Below are 19,538 nucleotides of genomic sequence, written 5' to 3'. Positions count from 1 at the left end.
CGCTCGTACCCTCTCGCCGCGCCCCGTCCGGAGGCGGCCCCGGACCCGGTGCCCCGCGGCACGGAGCCCGGTTCCGGCGGTGGACCGCCGCCCTGGGCGCCATGCTGCTCCTGCCGCTCGCGCTGCTCGCCGGACTCGCCGCGCCCGCCCACGCGGCCGGAGCGCTGACGGCGACGTTCACCAGCCAGGACAACGGCTCCTGGTGGAAGGGCAGTTACACGGTCCGCAACAGCGGCGCGGCCGCCGTCAACGGCTGGACCCTGGAGTTCGACCTGCCGGCCGGGGTCTCGGTCACCGGTCACTACAACGGCGACGCCACCGTCTCCGGCCGGCACGTGACCGTCAAGAACGCCTTCTACAACGCCGGCGTCCCGGCCGGCGGCAGCACCGAACCGTACAGCTACTGGTTCATCGCCAACGGGCCGATCGCCGCCCCGGCGGGCTGCACCGTCAACGGCGACAAGTGCGACGGCACCCCCGACGTCCCGCCGACCGCGCCCGGCACACCGGAGGCGACCGCCGTCACGGCCCACTCGGTCGCGCTGACCTGGGCCCCGGCGCAGGGCGGCGACCACCCCGTGGTCTCCTACGAGGTGCTCGGCGGTCCGGACACCGTGGCCACCACGGGCACCTCGGCCACCGTCACCGGCCTCACCCCGGCCACGAGTCACACGTTCACCGTGCGCGCCAAGGACAGGCGCGGCAACGTCGGACCGGCGAGCGCCCCGGTCACCGTCAAGACCGTCGACCCGGCGACCGACCCGGCACCGCCGACCGCGCCCGGCCGTCTGCGCGCCACCGGCAAGACCTCCTCCAGCGTCGGCCTGGCCTGGGACAAGTCCACCGACAACGTGGCCGTGGCCGCCTACGACGTGTACCGCGGCGGCACGCTGGCGAAGTCCGTCGGCGCGGACGCCACGACGGCCACGGTCGACGGGCTCTCCCCGGCCACCGCCTACACCTTCACCGTCAAGGCACGCGACACCGCCGACAACTCCTCACCGGCGTCCGACACGCTGACCGTCACCACCGACGACGTGGCCGGGCCGGGCAAGCAGCTCAAGGTGGGCTACTTCGCACAGTGGGGCATCTACGGCCGCCAGTACTTCGTGAAGAACCTGGACACCTCGGGCGCCGCGGCCAAGCTCGACGTCGTCAACTACGCCTTCGAGAACCTCGACCCGGTGAACCTCACCTGCCAGGCGGGGGTCACCAAGGGCGTCTCCGCCAACCCCCAGGACCCCGACGAGGGCACCGGCGCGGGCGACGCGGACGCCGACTACGCGCGTCCCATGTCGGCCGCCCAGTCGGTGGACGGCGTCGCCGACGACGGCTGGGCCAAACTCCGGGGCAACCTCAACCAGTTGAAGAAGCTCAAGGCCAAGTACCCGAAGCTGAAGGTGGTGGTGTCGCTCGGCGGCTGGACGTACTCGAAGTTCTTCTCGGACGCGGCCGCCACCCAGGCCTCCCGGGAGAAGTTCGTCAAGTCCTGCGTCGACGTGTGGATCAAGGGCGATCTGCCCGTCTACAACGGCGCGGGCGGCCCGGGCACGGCCGCCGGGATCTTCGACGGCATCGACATCGACTGGGAGTGGCCCGGCTCCGAAGGACATCCGGGCAACCACTACGGCACCCAGGACAAGGCCAACCTCACCGCGCTGCTCGCCGAGTTCCGCAAGCAACTCGACGCGCTCGGCGGCGAGCACCGGCTGCTGACCGCGTTCACCCCGGCCGACCCCGCGAAGATCTCCGCGGGCTGGGACCTGACCCGGATCTTCGACTCGCTCGACTACGCCAATGTCCAGGGATACGACTTCCACGGCGCCGGCAGCGACAACTCCTGGGAGCCCGGGCGCGCCGGCCACGCCTCCAACCTGTACGCCGACGCCCAGGACCCGTACCCCTTCCACTTCAGCGTCGAGGACGCGGTCAAGGTCTATCTGGACGCCGGGGTCAGTCCCCGCAAGCTGACGGTGGGCTTCCCGTTCTACGGGCGCGGCTGGCAGGGCGTGACCGACGGCGGGGCCGCCGGTGAGTGGCAGGACGCGGGCGGTGCCGCGCCCGGCCAGTTCGACACCGAGGCCGGGGTGCGCGGCTACCACAACCTGATCACCAGCTTCCCCGCGATGACCGTACGCCACGACGAGCAGTCCGTCTCGACGTACGGCTACACCGGTCCGGGCGGCCAGTGGTGGTCGTTCGACGACGCCTGGTCGATCGGGAAGAAGACGGCCTGGATCAAGTCCAAGGGCCTGCTGGGCGGGTTCGTCTGGGAGATGTCCGGCGACACACCGGACGGCCGGCTGATGACCGCGCTGGACGACGGACTGAGGTAGCCGGACCGCGGCAGCCCCGCGCCGCGTACGGCTCCCGGGCGGGCGGGCGGCGGACCGCCCGCCCGGGCCCCACACGTCCGCGGGCGCCTACTGCCGCTGGAAGGAGCGGATCTGGTAGGTGCCCATGAGGTTCCCTCCGTGGCCGGCGGCGGTCGATCCGACGCGGCTGTTGAAGTTGGTCTGCGTGTAGTACTGCACGCGGTGGCCGGTCCCGTTCCACACGGACAGCACGTTCCTGCCGTTGCGGATGAAGGAACACAGGTCGGCGGTGTTCGCGACCCTCTCCTGCGACCACTGGCAGCGGGTGCCGCCGCCGTCCCAGCCGCTGTAGATGCAGAAGCGTCCCGGGTCGCAGCGGAAAGCCGCGGCGGAGCTCGGGCCGACCGGGGCCGGGGCGGTGGCGGACGCGGCCGGGGCCGTGCCGAGCGCGGCGACGACGGCGAGGGAGGCGATGGCGAGCGAAGTGACACGGTACATGGGGGTGGTTTCCTTTCCGCGGGTTCTGCCGTCGGTGTCACCGGACGACGGCTGTCAGTGTCACGGCCCGCTCAGGACGGCCGACAGAGCGTGTGCGAGGGCGCGTGAGGCGTCCTGGGCGGTCGCCCGCCGAGCGGGGCGAGCCGGGTCCTCCGGCGGAGCCAGGGGAGCGTGCGGGTGCCCGGTGCGCCGGTCCCGGGGCCGGTGGCAAGGCGGTGGCCCAGGGAGCCGCCCGGTCACAGGACGGCGGCCAGGAGCTCCTTCGTATAGGGCGCACTCGGTGTGTCGAAGACCGTGTCCCGGGGGCCCGCTTCCACCAGCGCGCCGTCCTTCAGCACCGCGATCCGGTCGCAGAAGTGCCGTACCACCGCGAGGTCGTGGGAGATGAAGAGCAGCGACAGGCCCAGCTCCTCGCGCAGGTCCATGAGGAGGTTGAGGACCTGCGCCTGGACGGAGACGTCCAGCGCGGAGACCGGTTCGTCGGCGATGACCAGGCGCGGCCGCACGGCCAGCGCGCGGGCGATGCCGATGCGCTGGCGCTGGCCGCCGGAGAACTCGTGCGGGTGGCGGGAGAGGTGCGACGCGGACAGGCCCACCTGCTCCAGGAGTTCCGCCGCCCTGTCCCTGCGCCGTGCCGCGTCCAGGTCCGTGTGGATACGCAGCGGTGTCGTGACGATCTGCTCCACCGTGTGGCGCGGGTTCAGCGACGCGTACGGGTCCTGGTGGACCAACTGCACGTCCCGGCTCAGCTCGCGGCGCAGGCGCGTGTCGGTCGCCGCCCCGGAGATGTCCCGGCCGTCGAAGCGGACCTCGCCGCTGGTGGGGCGGCGCAGGCCGGCCAGGACCCGCGCGATCGTGGACTTGCCCGAGCCGGATTCGCCGACCAGGCCCAGGGTCTCGCCGCGGCTCACGTGCAGGCTCACGCCGTCGACCGCGGTGTGCGGGCGGGAGCGGCGCCGGCCCGGGTACTCCACGCGCACATCGCGCAGCTCGGCCAGCACACCGGCGGGGGCCGGCGCCGTACGCGGCCGGGCCGGCACACGGGGCTCGGGCTCCGGATCCCCGACCGTGGGCAGCCGGCTGCCGGGCGGGGTGCGCAAGGTGGGGGCGGCCCGGACCAGGGCCCGGGTGTAGGGGTGCGCGGCGGAGGTCAGCAGGCGCGTCGTGGGACCCTCCTCCAGGGCCTCGCCGGCGCGCAGCACCAGCATGCGGTGGCACGTCGCCGCCACCACGCCCACGTCGTGGGTGATGAGGACCATGGCCGTACCGGTCTCCGCCTGGAGTTCGCGGATCAGGTCGAGGACCTGCCGCTGGACCCTGGCGTCGAGCGCCGTGGTCGGCTCGTCGGCGATCAGCACGTCCGGATCGTTGACCAACGCCATGGCGATGACCACCCGTTGGCGCATGCCGCCGGAGAGGTGGTGGGGGTGGTCCGAGGCCCGGGCGGCCGGGATGCCCACCCGCTCCAGCATCGCCGTCGCCCGCTGAAGTGCCGCCTTGCGGCCCGCCTTCGGGTGGTGGACGCGGTAGGCCTCGGCGATCTGCGCGCCGATGGTGTGGTAGGGCGACAGCGCGTCGAGGGCGTCCTGGAAGACCATCGCGGCCTTGGCACCCCGGACCCGCCTCAGGACCGATTCCGGCGCACCCACCAACTCCGGTCCGTCACCGCCCAGTCGGATGCTCCCCTCGACACGGGTGCGCGCGGGGTCGTGCAGGCCCAGGGCGGCCAGACCGATCGTCGACTTGCCCGAGCCGGACTCGCCGACGAGCCCCAGGACCTCGCCCGGCGCCACGTCGAAGGAGATGTCCCGGACCGCCGGCACCGGGCCGCGTGCCGTACCGAAGGTGACCGTCAGGTCACGGACGCGCAAAGCGGGTTGTCTGCTCATGCGAGCCTCACTCGGGGATCGAGCCAGGCCACCGCCACATCGGCGACGGCCACGAAAACGACGACGAAGAACGCGGCCAGGAGCACGGTGCCGACCACCGTGGGCAGGTCGTTGCCGTGCACCGCGTCCACGGCCAGCTTGCCGACGCCGCCGAGACCGAACACGGACTCCGTGATGAACGCGCCCCCGAACAGCGCCCCGACCTCCAGGCCGAGCAACTGCACCAGCGGGCCGGCCGCGCCGCGCGCGGTGTACTTCAGATGGGCGCGCAGGGTGCCCAGCCCCTTCGCGCGGGCCGTGCGCACGTAGCCGTGGTGCATGGTCTCCAGCAGTTGCGAGCGGGTGAGGCGGGCGAAGACGGCCGCGTTGACGAAGCCGAGGACCAGCCACGGCAGGAGCAGGCCCAGGGCCCACTGGGCGGGGTGGGCGGCGAAGGGGACGTAGCGGGGGAGCGGGAACAGGCCCGTGGAATAGACGAGCAGGAACTGGAGCACGTAGCCGAGGAAGTAGATCTGGACGCTCGCGCCCAGCAGGCTGAAGCCGGACAGCAGGCGGTCCGTCGCCCGGCCCCGGCGCAGTGCCGCCGCCAGGCCCGAGCCGACGCCGAGGACGAGGATCACCGTCAGGGCGCCGGCCGCGAGGGAGACGGTCACCGGCAGGCGGTCGGCGATGGCGGCGAGCACGGGCTGGTGGAGGGTGTAGGAGTAGCCGAGGCAGGGTGCCGGGCAGGGGATCGGGGTGCCGTCGACGTCCGCGATGGTGCGGCCGGTCACGATGCCGCCGACGTAGTCGAGGAACTGCGACAGGAGTGGCTGGTCGAGTCCCATGCTCGCGCGGACCGCCTCGACCTGCGCGGTGTCGCACTTGGGGCCGCAGGCGATCAGCGCCGGATCGGAGGGGGCGGCGTAGAAGAGCGCGAAGGCCAGGGCGGTGATCGCGAGGAGCACCGCCACGGCCTGCGCGGCCCTCCTGAGGAGGTATCGGGTCATGGTCGCGGGGATCAGGCGTTCTTGAGGTACAGGTCGACCGCGGCCGTGGCGCCGTAGATCGGGTGGATGGCGGCGCCGCCGACGTCCTTGCCGCGGAACTGGGAGACGCTGGTGTAGAGGAAGGGCACCACGGGGACGTCCTTCATGATGGTCTGCTCCAGGTCGATGAGTTCCGCGGCCTTCTTCCGCGCGTCACCGATCTTCGCGATGCGGGCCAGCTCCGCGTCCACCCGCGGGTTGGCGTAGCGGATGGAGTTGGACAGCGGGTCGAGGTGGCTCTCGAAGCTGTCGGGGAGCAGGGTCGAGGGAGTGGGCCAGTCCACGGAGTTGGTGGACAGCCACAGGTCGTACGGGGCTTCGTTGCGGAACACCTGGGCGTTGAACGCGGCCGGCTGAAGGCCCTTGACCACCAGCTCGATGCCGATCTTGGCGAAGGCGTCGGCGAGGATCTGCGCGACCTGGTCGTCCTGCGGGCTGTAGACGGGGTACGCGTACGTCAGCTTGGTGACCTTCGTCTTCGCCCTGGCCAGGTGTTCCCTGGCCTTGGCGATGTCCCCGGTGGGGGCGACGGGGTAGAGGTCGTACTTCTTCCAGCCCACGACGGCCGGTGACGACAGGGTGGTCGCGAAGTCGCCGGCGTACTGGCCGCCGAGGACCTGGCGGGCCTGCTGTCGGGGGAAGACGTAGTGGATGGCCTTGCGGACCTCGGGGTCGGTGACCCGGTCGTTCTTGATGTACAGGTCCGAGGTGTAGGCGCCCTGGCTGCCGGAGACGACCAACGTCCGCTTGGCGGGGTCGCGTTCGACCGTCGAGATCAGTGCCGGCGGCAGCGTGTTCTTGGTGGTCACGGTGGTCGGGCCCGAGCCCTGGCCGTTGAGCACCTCCTGGGCGGTGTTGAGGGCGGCCTTGCCGAAGGTGAACTCGAAGCGGTCCGGGTAGGCGTGCCGGATCGGGTCGGTGGCCGGCTTCCAGTGCGGATTGCGCTCCAGGGTGAGGCTCTTGTTCTGCTTGTGCTCGACGATCCGGTACGGGCCGGTGGCGAAGGGCTTCACGTCGTAGCCGGTGCCCGTGTCCTTGTCCTCGCGGACCGGCGAGGAGGAGGACTGGGCGGCCATGTAGGGCACGTCGGACTGCGGCTCGGGGAAGTGGAAGACGATGGTCTTGTCGTCGGGCGTCTCGATGGCCTTCAGGTCGCCGTCCTTCTTGGGCCCGCCGTACTTCTTCACCGCCTCGGTGCGGTCCTTGGAGCCGGTGAGCCACTCGGGCCAGTAGGTGGGGCCGGCCTCGAAGCCGGGGGCGAAGGTGCGCTCGATGCCGTACTTGACCTGCTGTGCGGTGACGGGTTTGCCGTCTTCCCAGGTGATGCCGTCCTTCAGGCGGTACGTCCAGGTCCGGCCGCCGTCGGAGGACGTGCCGGTGTCGGTGGCGAGGTCACCGACCAGTCTGGGCCTGCCGTCGATCACCTGGTACTGCGTCAGCTGCCTGCCCCACAGCAGCGAGGTGCTGTACGCCTCGCCGGCGTAGATCTTCTGCGGGTCCAGGTGGGTGTAGTCGGCCGTGTTGGCGACGGTGAGGGTGCCGCCCTCGCGGGCGCCGGGGATCTTCGGGGCGGGGCCCTTGCTGTCCTCGGCGGTGCCGAGGGTCGCGGTCAGCCGCCGGCCGCTCTTGGCGGCGGTGCTGTTCTCGTGTGTGTCCGTGCCCGCCCCCGCGGAGCAGGAGCACAGCAGCAGGGCGGCGGCGGTGGCGAGAGCCGGTACGGCCGCGGTGCGCGGGGTGACGGTGGGCATGACGAACTCCGATGCGTGGTACGGGTGTTGCTGATGACAGGTGAGAGAGAGGCGCCGGGGCTCAGCGGACGGTGTGCGGGTCGAGCGCGTCCCGCACGGCGTCGCCGAGGAGGTTGAAGGCGAGGACGAAGACGAGGAGCGAGACGCCGGGGAACACCATGTAGGTGGGGTCGTCGTAGAAGACCTCCGAGCCCCGGGAGATCATGCGGCCCCAGTCGGGGACGGGCTCGTTGATGCCGACGCCCAGGAAGGACAGCGCGGCCTCGGTGGTGACGATCGCGGGCACGGCGAGGGTGATGTGCACCAGCACCGGCGCCCAGACGTTCGGCAGCAGTTCCCGGAAGACGATGTGCCGTCGGCTCGCGCCGAGGGCCCGTGCCGCCTCGATGAACTCCCGCTCGCGCAGGGACCGTACGACCGTGCGCAGCACCATCGCGAGCGGCACCCAGCCGAAGGCGGAGAACACGAGGATGAGGACGGTGAACTGCATCCAGGCGGGTTCGCTCTCGTCCGGTCCCACGAAGCGGGTCTGGACGACCGGGCCCAGGGTGAGCAGGAACAGCAGGGCCGGGAAGGCGAGCAGGACGTTGCAGACGAAGGTGAACGCCCGGTCGACCAGGCCGCTGAGGTAGCCCGCGGTCACGCCGACCACCACGCCGACGACGGCGATGACGGCGGCCGAGGCGAAGGCGATCAGCAGGGAGGTGCGGATGCCGTGGAGGAGTTGGGCGAGGACGTCGCGGCCGAGTCCGGGCTCGATGCCGAACCAGTGCTCGGAGGAGATCCCGCCGTTGGGCAGCACGGGCAGGCCCTCCGGACTGAGCAGGCCGGCCTCGTTCTGCCCGTAGTGCTCGGTGGGGTTCTTGCCGTAGAGGGCGGTGATCAGCGGCGCGGTGACGGCGAGGAGCACGAAGAACGCGACGACCGCGAGCGAGACGAGGCCGACTCGGTCCCGCCGGAACACATGTGTCATCGATACCGCTGCCATGCTGTCGTACTCCCGACTTGCCTCGGCCGCTCCGGTGGTGGGGGAGAGCCCTGGATCACACCGGAGGCGAGGTTCTCGCTCCGGACAGCGGACATTAGATCGGAAGATCAAGATGGCTGCAATGCCTGTGATTGCAAGGTTGCATCGCTAAATGACGTTAGATTGCAAGAATGTTTCGTGTTCATGCAGACGTCATGGAAATACTCCCTATTTGCCGCGAATCGCCCTGTCGCGGGAGACGAGGGTCACACCAGGCGGGTTTCGCGCCGGGGACCTACCGTGGTCGCAGTGGCGCCGACGCCCCGGACGGCCGTAGCGGAGGAGAACGCGATGGAGGAGCACTTCGTGTGGGTGACGACCCGCCGCATCCAGCCGGGCAGCCTGGAGGACTTCGAACGGTCCTGGCGGCCCGCGGACCGGCCGCAGGGAATGCGCCGTGCCTTCGCCTACTGGTCCGAAGACGGGCAGGAGGTCACCGGGGTGTCGTTCTGGGACTCCGAGGAGGCGTGCGACTCCTGGCGGACGTCCGAGCCCGAGAAACAGCGGCGCGCCGCCATGGCCCCGTACGTCGTGGAGGAGCGAGAAGGCTTCTACCGGGGCCGCGAACTCGCCATCCCCGGCGGCACACCCGACTGAGCGGACCGCCGCGAGCGGGCCGGCCTCGGACCGGCAACTCGCGGACGAGCGCCGCCACTTGTCCGGTCTAGATCGGCAACCCTCTCTCGTCCGCTTGGCTCCGCCCACGCCAGCCGTTCATTCGGCGGTGGAAGTGCTCAGCGCGGCCAGCGTCGTCAGTTGCCCTGCCACGGTGTCGGCGATCAGCCGGGAGTCACCGGGGCGGAGGTGGCTGACGACGGTGAGCATGTAGGTCTCCGCGGTCTGGACGAGGTCGAGGTTGACGGTGCCGGGCGGAGGGAGGGGAGGCAGGGCGGTGATGCCGGTCAGACGGCGGCCGTACAGGTGACTCGGGCCGCCCCGCCACTTGAACGCCGTGCACACCGCTGTGCTCACATCGGGCTGGAGCATGCGCCTGGTCAGCGCCGTGGTCAGCCAGGGTGCCGTTCGGGAGATGCCTTCCAGGACGGGCAGGGCCGCACGGTGGGCCTGGCATCGCCGGTCCACGGCCGACAGCAGATGCTGGCAGGCCCGCAGGCGGTCGGCCGGGGCATCGGTGTCCACGGGCAGCGGGACGCGGATGGCGGTGCTGAGGTTGCCGAGCGTTTGCGCCTCGGACGGGCCGCGCAGGTCCACGGGCACTCTCGCGTACAGGGGCGCGGCGCCGCAGGACCGGGTCGAGAGGGTGTCGTAGCAGGTGGGGAGGGCACCGGCCAGGGCGCTGAGGAGGAGCTCGTTCAACGTCGCGCCCCGTCCGGACGCGGGCTGGCACCGCGCCGAGCGCATCACGGCGGCATCGAGCCGGGCGACGGTGACCGAGGGGCGGCATTCGCCGGGTGCCGGCGGCAGGGGCTGCCCCCGGCCGCTGCTGGCCTGCCACTCCCCGAGCAGGTCGGTGACCGGGACGCGGGGCCGCGGCAGCAGCGGGGCGGCCTTCGGGGCGCGGACGCGGATGTCGGCCTCGTCCATGAGGAGGCGGAGGAGGATGGCGAGGGAGCCGCCGTCGAGGAGCGCGTGGTGGGCCAGCAGCACCAGGGACGGCTCGCCGGTCGGTGCGGGTTCGGGCATCAGCAGCTGCCAGGGGGGCCGGTCGGCGGGCAGCCGCCGCACTGCCGCCGCGGCCAGGAGCGAGGGCAGGTCCTGTGCGCAGGCGGTGACGTGTGCGGCCGGATCGAACGGCCCCGCGAACGCCCAGCGGTGGCCGGACAGCACCGCCGCCCGGGAAGGCGGCCGCAGGATCTGGTGCATCCGCTCCAGCCCACCCCACCGCTCACCGACACGGGAGCGGAGTTCGGCCAGGCCGAACGGCTTGCCCGTGTACAGCGTGGCCGTGCCCATCGTTCCGGGCAGCCCCGGGCGCAGGAAGCTCGCCTCTTTCCCTGACAGCCGCATGCGGATCCCTCTGTGCTCGTGACGGGTACGGTCGTCGTCGGTGCGGTCGGCGGGTCAGACCGGGGTGTCGAAGACGAGGCAGGCGTTGTGGCCTCCGAAGGCGAAGCTGGTGCTGAGGGCCGGTCCGGCGGGCAGCTCGCGGGGCCGGGCGGTCACGAGGTCCACGTCGCACCGCGGATCGACGCGCACGGTGTTCGCGGTCGGTGGCACGAGCTCCTCGTGCAGTGACAGGCAGGTGATCACGGCTTCCAGGGCTCCCGCCGCCCCGAGGGAGTGCCCGGTGACCGCCTTGCTGGCGGTCACCGGGACGGCGGCGGGCCCGAACAGGGCGGTCAGGGCGCGTGCTTCGGCCACGTCGTTCAACGCGGTGCCGGTGCCGTGCGCGTTGACGTGCGTGACGGCGTCGGCGGGGGTGCCGGCGTCGGCGAGCGCCTGTTCCATGCACGCTCGCGCGCCGGTGCCTTCGGGGTGCGGCGCCGTGAGGTGATGGGCGTCGGAGGTGCTGCCGTATCCGGTGAGGGTGGCGTAGATCCGGGCGCCGCGGTCGCGGGCGTGATCCAGCCGCTCCAGCACCAGGAAGGCCGCGGCCTCGGCGAGCAGGAATCCCTGCCGGCCTGTGTCGAAGGGCCTCAAGGCACTGGCGGGGTCGTCACATTCGCTGATCATGGCACCGGATCGTCCGAAGGCGAGCGCGGTCGTCGCGGTCATCGGGCTTTCGTGGCCGCCCGCGATGACGACGTCGGCGCGCCCGGCCCGGATCATCAGCATCGCCTCGCCCACCGCGTGGCTGCCGGAGGCGCAGGCCGTGGAGAGAGTCAGTGTGGGGCCGGTGGCGCCGTGCTTGGCGCTGATCCAGTGGGCGCCGGCGTTGGACATCATCCGGGGCACGTACGGCACGTCGGGCCCTCCGATCCCGGCCTCCTGGGCGATCACTCCGCCGTAGGCGGTGCCGGTCACGACCGCCCTGCGGCCTGCGGGGGCCTGGATGCCTCCGGCGTCCGCGACGGCGTCCGCGGCGGCGCACACCGCCAGCTGCACGGACCGGTCCGTTCGCCGCGCCTCTTTGTAGGTGAGGTAGCCCTCCGGCGTGAACTCGGGCATCGGGCACGCGGGGCGTACGACGGTGCCTTCGGCATCGAAGGCGTGCATCCGGGCCGGGCAGCGGGAGGCGAGCAGGTTCTCCCACAGCGCGCCGACACTCGCCCCCGCCCCGCAGCGGACACCGAGGCCCGTGACCGCGACGGCACGCTGGTGGGTCATCCGGCGACCACTCCCGAGGCACGGGTGGCGCGCAGCCGCTCGATGAGCTCGGCCAGGTCGCCGACCGTGTGCACCGAGGCGGGATCGACGCCTTTGAACGACACGTCGAAGTGGCCCTCCACGGCAGCCTGGAGTTCGGTGATGTCCAGGCTGTCGGCTCCGAGGTCGGCCACGAGCCGAGCGTGCGGCACGACGTCCCGCACCGGCACGGACAGGCAGTCCGCGCACAAGGCGCGCAGTTCGTCCCAGTGGTCGAAGTGGGCTGTGTTCACGGTGTCTTCCTTTGTTCCGGTGCCGTCGTCAGCGGCCTGGTCGGTACGCGGTGGCGTGGCCGGCGTGGTGGCCCGGCTCCGCCGTCCGCGCCAAGGTGTCGATCTCCTGGGCGACGCCGTCGGCGAGCCGGTCGGCGCTGCCGGGAAGCAGGTGGCACACGGCGGTCAGCGCGCACGCGCCCGGAGTCTGCATCAGCAGAAAGCCGGCACCGCCCGGCCGGGACAACGGGGGCAGGCCCGCCATGTGCCCCAGCTCCCGGCCCTGGAAGGTGGTCGAGCGGGCACGCCACTTCACGGTGGTCGTCACCGTCGCCATGTAGGACGGTCGGCCTCCTCTGCCGGTCAGCCGCGCGCCCGCCCACGGCGCCGTCCGCCGAACGCTCTCCGCCAGGGGGAACAGCACGGCGGCGTGAACGCGGGCTCGTTCGGGCACCGCTCGGAGCGCTTCCTGGCAGGCCCGCAGGCGGGCCACCGGGTCGGCGAGGCCGAGGGGCAGCGCGACCCGGACGGCGGTGACGACATTGCCCAACTCGTCCTGGTTCTCCCGCGTACGCAGGTCGCACGGCACGCACGCGTACACCGGGCGCACGGACGGCCAGTCCTTCGGAGGGCCGAAACGGCTGCGCAGCGCTCCGGCCACCGCGCTGGTCAGCAGCTCGTTCGGGGTGGCGCCGCGAGTGCCCTCAGGGTGCCGGCCCGCGGCACGCAGCGTCGGGACCGGCAGTAGACGGACGGCGACCGAGGGCTCCGCCTGGTCAGGCGAGGGCAGGGGGAGGATCTGCCCGGGCGAGGTCAGCGCCTTGAGCTCCCGGGCCACCGCGGCCAGCGGGACACGAGGCCGGGGCACGAGGCCGGTGGTCCGCACGGGGCCGGCGCCGTCCATCAGCACGCGCAGCGCGACGGTGAGGGAGTGCCCGTCCATCAGCACATGCTGGGCCACCAGCGCCAGCGCGAAGCCGCCTGCCGAGCCGCCGGGAACGAGGAACAGCCGCCAGAGCGGCACCCCGCCGGGCAGCGGCCGGTTGACGAGGCGGGCCCACAGCTCGTGCAACTCACAGTGCGCGTCGAGAACATGCTCTTCAGGGCGGAACGGTCCGGGGACGGCCCAGTGCGCGCGGCGCCCGTCCGCGTCGGCGCCGGGCGTGAAGTGAAGCACCTGGTTCAACCGGGGCAGGGCCGTCCAGCGTTCGGCGACCCGCCGCCGGACTTCCTCCAGCGAAGGCGGTTCCCCGGTGAAGACCGCCGCCAATCCCGTGACGCCGGAGCATCCGTTGCGCAGGAGCATCTCGTCGGCGAAGGACAGTCTCATGAGGTGCACCGCCTGTCTGTCTTCCGTCGGTACCCGGCCCGGATGCGGGGCGCCGCAGCGGCGGAACTCATGGCCTGCCACGTCGATCAGGCACGTCCATGGCACGGCGACCGGCCCGGTGCCCGAGACCGGTGACGGGCCGGTCACCAGGACGGGCACCGGACGCGGGCACGCCGTGCGCGAGCGATGCCAGTTCTCGCCCGAACGCGTCGGCCAGGTCGCGGGCGTGGCCCTCGGGGGTGTGGCCCGTCACGGTCAGCGTGAAGACGCGCGCGTAGTCCGTGAGCGTCAGGCGGACCGTGCCGCGGGTCTGCAACGGTGCCAGGGGGATCACCCGCTCCAGCGCCGCACCGTCCAGGGACCAGGGCCCGCGCGGCCAGGTGATGACGGTGCAGGCCACAGGGGCCCAGTTCGGCAAGGCGGCCGGAGCGCCGACCAGGCGAAGCGCCCAGGGCCCGATGCGGGAGGCGGTGTTGATCAGGTCGAGCGTGGCCTGCGCCTGTTGCAGGGGACCGAGGCCGGCCAGCAGCTCACGGCAGGCTCGCAGCCGTTCCCGGGGGTCGTCGACCGCCACGGGCAGGGGAAGTCGCACCACCGAGAGGAGGTTGCCGAGCTCTTCGCCCTGTTCGGGTGTGCGCAGGTCCACGGAGAACATGCCGTAGAGCGGGCGAGCCGCGCCGGGCCAGCGCTCTGGGGGGCCGTGGACGGCACGCAGGGCGCCTGCGGACGCCGCGAGCAGCAGTTCGTTGAAGGTCGCGCCCAGCCCCGGCAGAGCCCGGCGGGCCGCTCGTACGGTGTCGGTGTCCAGGCCGCTCCAGGCGAAGTCCCTCTCCGGGCGGGCCGGCCCGCGCAGACGTGGCAGGGCGCGCCCGCACCGCAGGATGTCGAGCGGCCGGCCGGCACCCCGAGGCGCGGGTGCGGCCCGCACACCGCGGCGCGTGGTGCCGCGGCGTTCGCTGCCGCTGTCGAGGAGCCCGCTCAGCAGCCGCTCCAGGGACCGACCGTCCATGAGGGCGTGGTGGGCGGTGAGGATGAGGGCGAAGCGCTCCTGCGCCCTCTCCTGGCCGGGGCGGACCAGCAGCAGCCGCCAGGGGGGCCGCCCGCCGGGCACCGGCTGGGTGACCAGGCGGGCGAGCAGTCCCGTGAACGCCTCCTGCCCCATACCGTCACCGGGCACCGCCGCGCGGACCTCGGTGACATGAGCGCCGAGGTCGACGTCCTCACTGGGGTGCCAGCGGTGACGGCGCAGCCAGGAGGGCTGCCCGGGCCGCAGCAGGACCCGGCGCAACTGCGGAACGCCGCCCCAGCGGTCGGCCACGCGAGCGCGCAGATCAGCGAGGGACGGCGGTGTCCCCGTGAACAGCAGGGCCATTCCGATGGGGGGCGAGGGACGCGCACCGATTCCGGCGAGGAGTTCATCGACGGGCGACAGGAACACACTCTTGCTCATCGTGCGCACCGCGTTTCCGCCTCCGGGGCGCTCGGCGCGTTCTGGCCGCCGCTCGGTGTCACGGCGCCGTCACCTCCGCACCGGAGGCGTACGCGCCGTCGATGGCGGCGGCGACCTGACTCAGCGTCGTGTCCAAGGTGACCTGATCGTGGCTGAACGGCAGGCCGGTCCGCCTTTCCAGGGCGACGGCGAACTCGACCTGCGACAAGGAATCCAGGTCCACGTCCTCCATCGTGGTCTCGGGCATCAGGTCCCCTTCAAGGCACCCGAATTCGCCGACCAGAACTTCCACGACGATGCTGTATCCCGTGCCCACTAAAAACTCCCCGTGACGTCGCTCGAATCGGCGGCTGCCATCGGCGTGCAACTCCCCTATTGTGCGCGGGGAAAAACCGCGCGCCTGGCCAACAGCGGGTCTTTCACTCGTAAGAGGCTTCCGGCGCGGCACAGCCCAAGGGGCCGGGTACCGGGCACCCGGCTCACCACTCCACAAGCAGCCGTAAGAGCCCGCGGGTGAGCAGGCCCTCCTTCCAGGCGACGGGCTGCGGCGGCCCGGTGGCCAGACGCAAGGACGGGAAGTGCCGCAGCAGTTGTGCCAGGACGATCCGCAGCTGGAGCCTGGCGAGCGGCGCGCCGAGACACCGGTGCGGGCCGTGGCCGAACGTCAGGTGGGCGGCAGCACGGCTCTGTGACGTGCCGTCCCGGGGCTCGGCGAAAACGCTCTCGTCCCGGTTGCCGTGCAGCAACGACACCACAACGGCCTCGCCCGCGGCGACCGTGACCCCGCCCAGCCGCACCGGTCGCGTTGCCACCCGGGTCAGACTCACCGGGGTGGAGGGCGTGAGCCGCAGTAGCTCCTCCACCGCCGCGGGCAGCAGCTCGGGCCGGCGGCGCAGCTGCCCGTACGCCAGCGGGTCGGACACCAAGGCCAGCGCCGCCAGAGCGATCTGGCCTGCGGTCGTCTCGTATCCGGCCGTGAGCAACGTCAAGCCCGTGGTGATCAGTTCGGCGGAGGACAGCCTGTCCTCGTCGTGTGCCTGGATCATCGCGGTGAGCAGGTCGTCGCCCGGTTCCTGGCGCCGGCGCTCGATGAGGCCCGCCATATAGCTCACCAGCCGGACGCGGCGCAGCGCCTTTTCCCGGCGTGTGCCGTGCGTGCAGTCGAACACCACTTCCACGTGGTCCCGGAAGCGGTCACTGTCCTGCGCGGGGACGCCCAGCAGCGAGCACAGCACGCCGCGTGCCAGCGGCAGGGCCAGACCTCCGCTCAGGTCCCCGGGTGGCCCGGCGGCGATCAGCCGGCCGATGTGCTCGTCGGCCGACCGCTCGATGGACGGGCCCAGGAGCGCTGCCCGGCGGCCGGTGAACGCACCCGCCACCACGTGCCGCAGCCGCGCGTGGTCGGGGCCGTCCATGCTCACCATCGACTGCGGGGCGGGCTGGACGTCGACCAGCTTCGGCGCCGGGGCCTTGGCGGCCGCGACCCGGCTGAATCTGCCGTCCGTCAGCACCAGGCGCCCGAGGGCGTGGTCGCGTACGAGCCACACCTTGTCGCCGGTCGGTGCCGTCACCCGAGCAACGGCTCCCGGGGCTTCCGCCAGGAACGCCGGCAGCGGTCCCAGCTCGTTCACCTCGATGCGCGGGGACGCGGACGCCGATTCCACCGATTCCATGGCCGGGAACTGTATACCCGCCGGCGGTGACGATAAAGACGTTCGAGAGAGCGCGACTGTGGTCGTGCGCACAGGTGTCGGTGCCGACTGGATACGGGTTGTGCTCTTCCAGGCGCGCCGTACATGAAAGCGTGTAATTCCATTACCGGATTTCCGAGAAGACAGGAAACCTTCCGCGTGCGACGACCGTCCGCGCGCCGGCCGGGACTTGTGTGCGGGAGACCGGGGCCGGGCCTCCCGCACACCCCGTCAGCGGCGGACGGACGCCGGTCCGGCCGGTGTGTCACCGCGCAGCGTGATGCGGTGCATGACGCGGTGCCGGTCGCCGTAGTCCCGGTTCGCGTAGTGGGCCGTGCCGCGGTTGTCCCACAGCGCGACGTCACCCGGCCGCCAGCGGTGCCGTACGACGTGCTCGGGCTTGGTGAGGTGGGCGTAGAGGATGTCGAGGATGCCCCGGCTCTCGTGCTCCGAGACCCCCACGATGTGCGAGGTGAAGCCGGGGTTCACGAACAGTCCCTTGCGTCCGCTCTCCGGGTGGACCCGCACCACCGGGTGCTCCACCGGCGTCAGTTCGGTGAACACCTCGCCCTCCCACACGTTGCCGCGACCGCCCCGGCGCCGGGCGAGGTAGTACCCGAACTCGCGGCTGCCGTCGTGGACGGCCGTCAGCGTGTCGACGAAGTCCCGCAGACCCGGCGACAGCGACTCGTAGGCCAACTGGCTGTCGGCCCAGCTGGTGTCGCCGCCGTTGGGCGGCAGCACCACGGCCCGCAGGACCGAGATCGCCGGCGGACGCCGCACGAACGTCACGTCCGTGTGCCAGACGTCGGCGAACCCGTTGTCCTGGCTGTCCAGCGCGTACACCTCGGGAGGCACGTCACCGGAGTCGTGGACCGGGTGCCCGGCGGTGACCTCGCCCAGCCTGCGGCCGAACTCGATCTGCGCGGCGTCGTCCAACGAGTGCTGGCCGCGCACGAAGAGCACCTTGTACGCGACCAACGCCTCGCGCAGCGCCAGGACTTCGTCGTCGTCCAGGCGACCGAGGTCGATGCCGTGGATCTCGGCGCCGAAGTGCGGGCCGAGCGCGGTGACCGGCAGCCGCGACGGGGCGGGCCGCTCGCTGAGAAGGCTCATCTGTGTGTCCTTTCCGGATCGGGGGTACGGGGATCAGGCCGCGGCGGTCTTGACGGCGTGGGACACCCGCGCGCGCAGCTCGGCGAACTCGCCCGAGTTCCTGAGGTCCTCGGCGTCGACGCCGTCGCGGGGCAGCGGGATCGGGAGGTCCAGGGCCACGGTGCCCGGGCTCCTGGTCAGCACGATGATGCGCGAGCCGAGGAACACCGCCTCGTCCGCCGAGTGCGTCACGAACACCGTGGTCCGGCCCGTCCGCGCGGTCACTTGACGGACGTCGTCCTGGAGGCGTTCCCGGGTCAGCGCGTCGAGCGCCGCGAAGGGCTCGTCCAGCAGCAGGAGCGGGTTCTCGGCGGCGAGGGCCCGGGCGATGGCGACGCGTTGCTGCTGGCCGCCGGAGATCTCCCAGACCCGGCGCCCCTCGACCCCCGTCAGGCCCACGCGGTCCAGCAACTCGCGCCGCCGCTCGGGGCGTTGAGCGCGCTCGACGCCCGCGTACCGCAGCGCCAGGTCGATGTTGCCGCGCACGGTCCGCCACGGGAACAGCCGCGGTGTCTGGAAGACCACACCGGCCGTCACCCCCGGCCGGGGTTCGGCGCCATGGACGTGCACCGAGCCGTGCGTGGGCCGTTCGAACCCGGCGACGAGCCGCAGCAGCGTGCTCTTGCCGCACCCGGAGGCGCCCACCAGCACCAGGAACTCTCCGGCGGGAACGGTCAGATCGACCGGGCCCACGGCGGTGAAGGACTCGCCGCCCCGCCCGTAACGGTGGACCACCTCGTCGAGACGGACGGCGTCCGCGTGCCCGGCGCCGGCCTCCCGCGGGGATGCGGAGACATCACTTGAGGACATCGGGCAGCCCCTTGAGGTAGAACGCCTCGCGGACGGCGTCCTCGGCCGGAGCGGCGTCGATCTGCCTCTGCTCGGCGAGGAAACGCGCGGTGTCGGTGACGTACGTGAGCAGCTTGCCGGGTGTGCCGTCGGTGCCCAGCCAGTCGGGGGAGGCCACCTGCTCCGGGGTGAGGAAGACTCCCTGCCTGAGCTGGGCCCTCGCGGCCGAGGCGCTGATGCCCAGCTCGGCCGCGACGGCCGCCACCGACCCGTCGGGGTCGGACGTGAGCAGGCGCAGCGCCCGGGCCTCCGCCCTCCGCCAGGCGTCGATCGCCCCCGGGTCCCTGGCGATGAGGTCGTCCGACACCACCGCCAGGTCGAGCGTCGGTTTGCCCGCCGCACCGATCTCCTTGCTGCTGGTGAGCTGGGTACCGGTGGTACGCAGCTCGTCCAGGGTGGGCAGCCACACATAGGCGGCGTCGATGTCGCCCCGCTGCCAGGCGGCGAGGATGGCCTGCGGCTGCAGGTCCACGAGTCTGACGTCGGAGGGCTTCAGCCCGGCCGTCCGCAGCGCCGCCAGCAGGCTGTAGTGCGAGGTGGAGGCGAAGGGGGTGGCGACGGTCCTGCCCTTGAGGCCGGCGACATCGGTGATGCCGCTGTCCTTGCGCGCGACGAGGGCCTCGTTCTGCCCGGCGACGTCCAGGATCCACGCGACCTTGTACGGGATGGGTGAACCGCCCGAGATGCCGCGGGCGAACGGGCTGGACCCCAGCGCGGCGATGTCGAGCGACTTGCCGAGGAAGGCCTGGTTCACGGCCGCCCCGGAGTCGAACTTGATCCAGGTGACGCGGTGCTCGGGCAGCTCCTTCTCCAGCAGCTTCCTGTTCTTCACGAGCAAGTCACCGCTGGGGAAGGGGAAGTAGCCGATGCGCAGCCGCCGGGCGCCGCCCGCTGTCGCCGCCTCACCGGAGGAGCAGCCGGTGACGGCCGCGGAGACGGCGGCGAGGGCACCGGCCAGCAGGAGCCGACGGGAAGCGCCTTGGGACACAGGGGACATGACAGGGCCGTTTCTGTGCTGGGATCGGGGGACGGGACGGGGTGCCTTGGTGAATGCCGGGTGGCCGGTGCCGCGACGGGCT

17 protein-coding genes are annotated in these 19,538 nt (G+C 72.2%); 2 read left to right on the top strand and 15 right to left on the bottom strand.

Annotated elements, in window-relative coordinates; genetic code table 11:
* Positions 1–101: 101 nt before the first annotated feature.
* The gene (locus ACSURM_RS02210; RefSeq protein ID WP_436952917.1) at positions 102–2,336 is read left to right on the top strand and encodes a glycosyl hydrolase family 18 protein; all 2,235 of its coding nucleotides are present in this window, start codon (positions 102–104) and stop codon (positions 2,334–2,336) included.
* Positions 2,337–2,423: 87 nt separating this feature from the next.
* Here ACSURM_RS02210 and ACSURM_RS02205 read toward each other — a convergent pair whose 3' ends face one another.
* From ACSURM_RS02205 to ACSURM_RS02185, 5 genes are all read right to left on the bottom strand, one after another.
* Entirely contained in the window at positions 2,424–2,813 is a 390-nt protein-coding gene (locus ACSURM_RS02205; RefSeq protein WP_436952915.1) for a peptidase inhibitor family I36 protein, read from the bottom strand.
* A gap of 236 nt (positions 2,814–3,049) precedes the next feature.
* The gene (locus ACSURM_RS02200) at positions 3,050–4,702 is read right to left on the bottom strand and encodes a dipeptide ABC transporter ATP-binding protein (RefSeq protein WP_436952913.1); all 1,653 of its coding nucleotides are present in this window, start codon (positions 4,700–4,702) and stop codon (positions 3,050–3,052) included.
* Positions 4,699–5,691, bottom strand: coding sequence for an ABC transporter permease (locus ACSURM_RS02195; protein ID WP_436952911.1), 993 nt, complete (start codon positions 5,689–5,691; stop codon positions 4,699–4,701). The genes ACSURM_RS02200 and ACSURM_RS02195 overlap by 4 nt, the downstream gene beginning before the upstream one ends.
* A gap of 11 nt (positions 5,692–5,702) precedes the next feature.
* Entirely contained in the window at positions 5,703–7,478 is a 1,776-nt protein-coding gene (locus tag ACSURM_RS02190; protein ID WP_436952909.1) for an ABC transporter substrate-binding protein, read from the bottom strand.
* A 61-nt stretch (positions 7,479–7,539) separates the two neighbouring features.
* Positions 7,540–8,466 carry an ABC transporter permease gene (locus ACSURM_RS02185; RefSeq protein ID WP_436952907.1) on the bottom strand — a complete coding sequence of 309 codons (927 nt, stop codon included), beginning with the start codon at positions 8,464–8,466 and terminating at the stop codon, positions 7,540–7,542.
* A gap of 330 nt (positions 8,467–8,796) precedes the next feature.
* Between ACSURM_RS02185 and ACSURM_RS02180 the strand changes: the two genes are divergently transcribed.
* On the top strand, positions 8,797–9,102 hold the full coding sequence (locus ACSURM_RS02180) for a hypothetical protein (RefSeq protein ID WP_436952905.1): 306 nt from the start codon (positions 8,797–8,799) through the stop codon (positions 9,100–9,102).
* A 117-nt stretch (positions 9,103–9,219) separates the two neighbouring features.
* Here the strand turns inward: ACSURM_RS02180 and ACSURM_RS02175 are convergent, their stop codons facing one another.
* The 10 genes from ACSURM_RS02175 to ACSURM_RS02130 all read right to left on the bottom strand — a co-directional run bounded on the left by ACSURM_RS02175 (position 9,220) and on the right by ACSURM_RS02130 (position 19,456).
* Complete coding sequence (locus tag ACSURM_RS02175) at positions 9,220–10,473, bottom strand: wax ester/triacylglycerol synthase domain-containing protein (protein ID WP_436952903.1); 1,254 nt, start codon at positions 10,471–10,473, stop codon at positions 9,220–9,222.
* A gap of 54 nt (positions 10,474–10,527) precedes the next feature.
* Positions 10,528–11,733, bottom strand: coding sequence for a beta-ketoacyl-[acyl-carrier-protein] synthase family protein (locus ACSURM_RS02170; RefSeq protein WP_436952901.1), 1,206 nt, complete (start codon positions 11,731–11,733; stop codon positions 10,528–10,530).
* Positions 11,730–12,005, bottom strand: coding sequence for an acyl carrier protein (locus ACSURM_RS02165; RefSeq protein WP_436952899.1), 276 nt, complete (start codon positions 12,003–12,005; stop codon positions 11,730–11,732). The genes ACSURM_RS02170 and ACSURM_RS02165 overlap by 4 nt, the downstream gene beginning before the upstream one ends.
* Before the next feature lie 28 nt (positions 12,006–12,033).
* On the bottom strand, positions 12,034–13,314 hold the full coding sequence (locus ACSURM_RS02160) for a wax ester/triacylglycerol synthase domain-containing protein (protein WP_436952897.1): 1,281 nt from the start codon (positions 13,312–13,314) through the stop codon (positions 12,034–12,036).
* A 67-nt stretch (positions 13,315–13,381) separates the two neighbouring features.
* Positions 13,382–14,764 carry a wax ester/triacylglycerol synthase domain-containing protein gene (locus ACSURM_RS02155; protein ID WP_436952895.1) on the bottom strand — a complete coding sequence of 461 codons (1,383 nt, stop codon included), beginning with the start codon at positions 14,762–14,764 and terminating at the stop codon, positions 13,382–13,384.
* A 58-nt stretch (positions 14,765–14,822) separates the two neighbouring features.
* Complete coding sequence (locus ACSURM_RS02150) at positions 14,823–15,080, bottom strand: acyl carrier protein (protein WP_436952893.1); 258 nt, start codon at positions 15,078–15,080, stop codon at positions 14,823–14,825.
* 163 nt (positions 15,081–15,243) lie between these two features.
* Entirely contained in the window at positions 15,244–16,437 is a 1,194-nt protein-coding gene (locus tag ACSURM_RS02145; protein ID WP_436952891.1) for a cytochrome P450, read from the bottom strand.
* Positions 16,438–16,686: 249 nt separating this feature from the next.
* Positions 16,687–17,571 (bottom strand): TauD/TfdA dioxygenase family protein, encoded by an 885-nt coding sequence (locus ACSURM_RS02140; protein ID WP_436952889.1) that lies wholly within the window; start codon positions 17,569–17,571, stop codon positions 16,687–16,689.
* A gap of 33 nt (positions 17,572–17,604) precedes the next feature.
* Complete coding sequence (locus tag ACSURM_RS02135) at positions 17,605–18,420, bottom strand: ABC transporter ATP-binding protein (RefSeq protein WP_436952887.1); 816 nt, start codon at positions 18,418–18,420, stop codon at positions 17,605–17,607.
* On the bottom strand, positions 18,407–19,456 hold the full coding sequence (locus tag ACSURM_RS02130; RefSeq protein ID WP_436952884.1) for a taurine ABC transporter substrate-binding protein: 1,050 nt from the start codon (positions 19,454–19,456) through the stop codon (positions 18,407–18,409). Before ACSURM_RS02130 ends, ACSURM_RS02135 begins: the two co-directional genes overlap by 14 nt.
* Positions 19,457–19,538 lie beyond the last annotated feature (82 nt).

It is taken from the genome of Streptomyces sp. SudanB182_2057, assembly GCF_964272715.1.
GTDB lineage: Bacteria > Actinomycetota > Actinomycetes > Streptomycetales > Streptomycetaceae > Streptomyces > Streptomyces rubradiris.
Note: the sequence above shows the minus strand (reverse complement) of the source record. Positions and strands in the feature narration are given on the sequence as shown.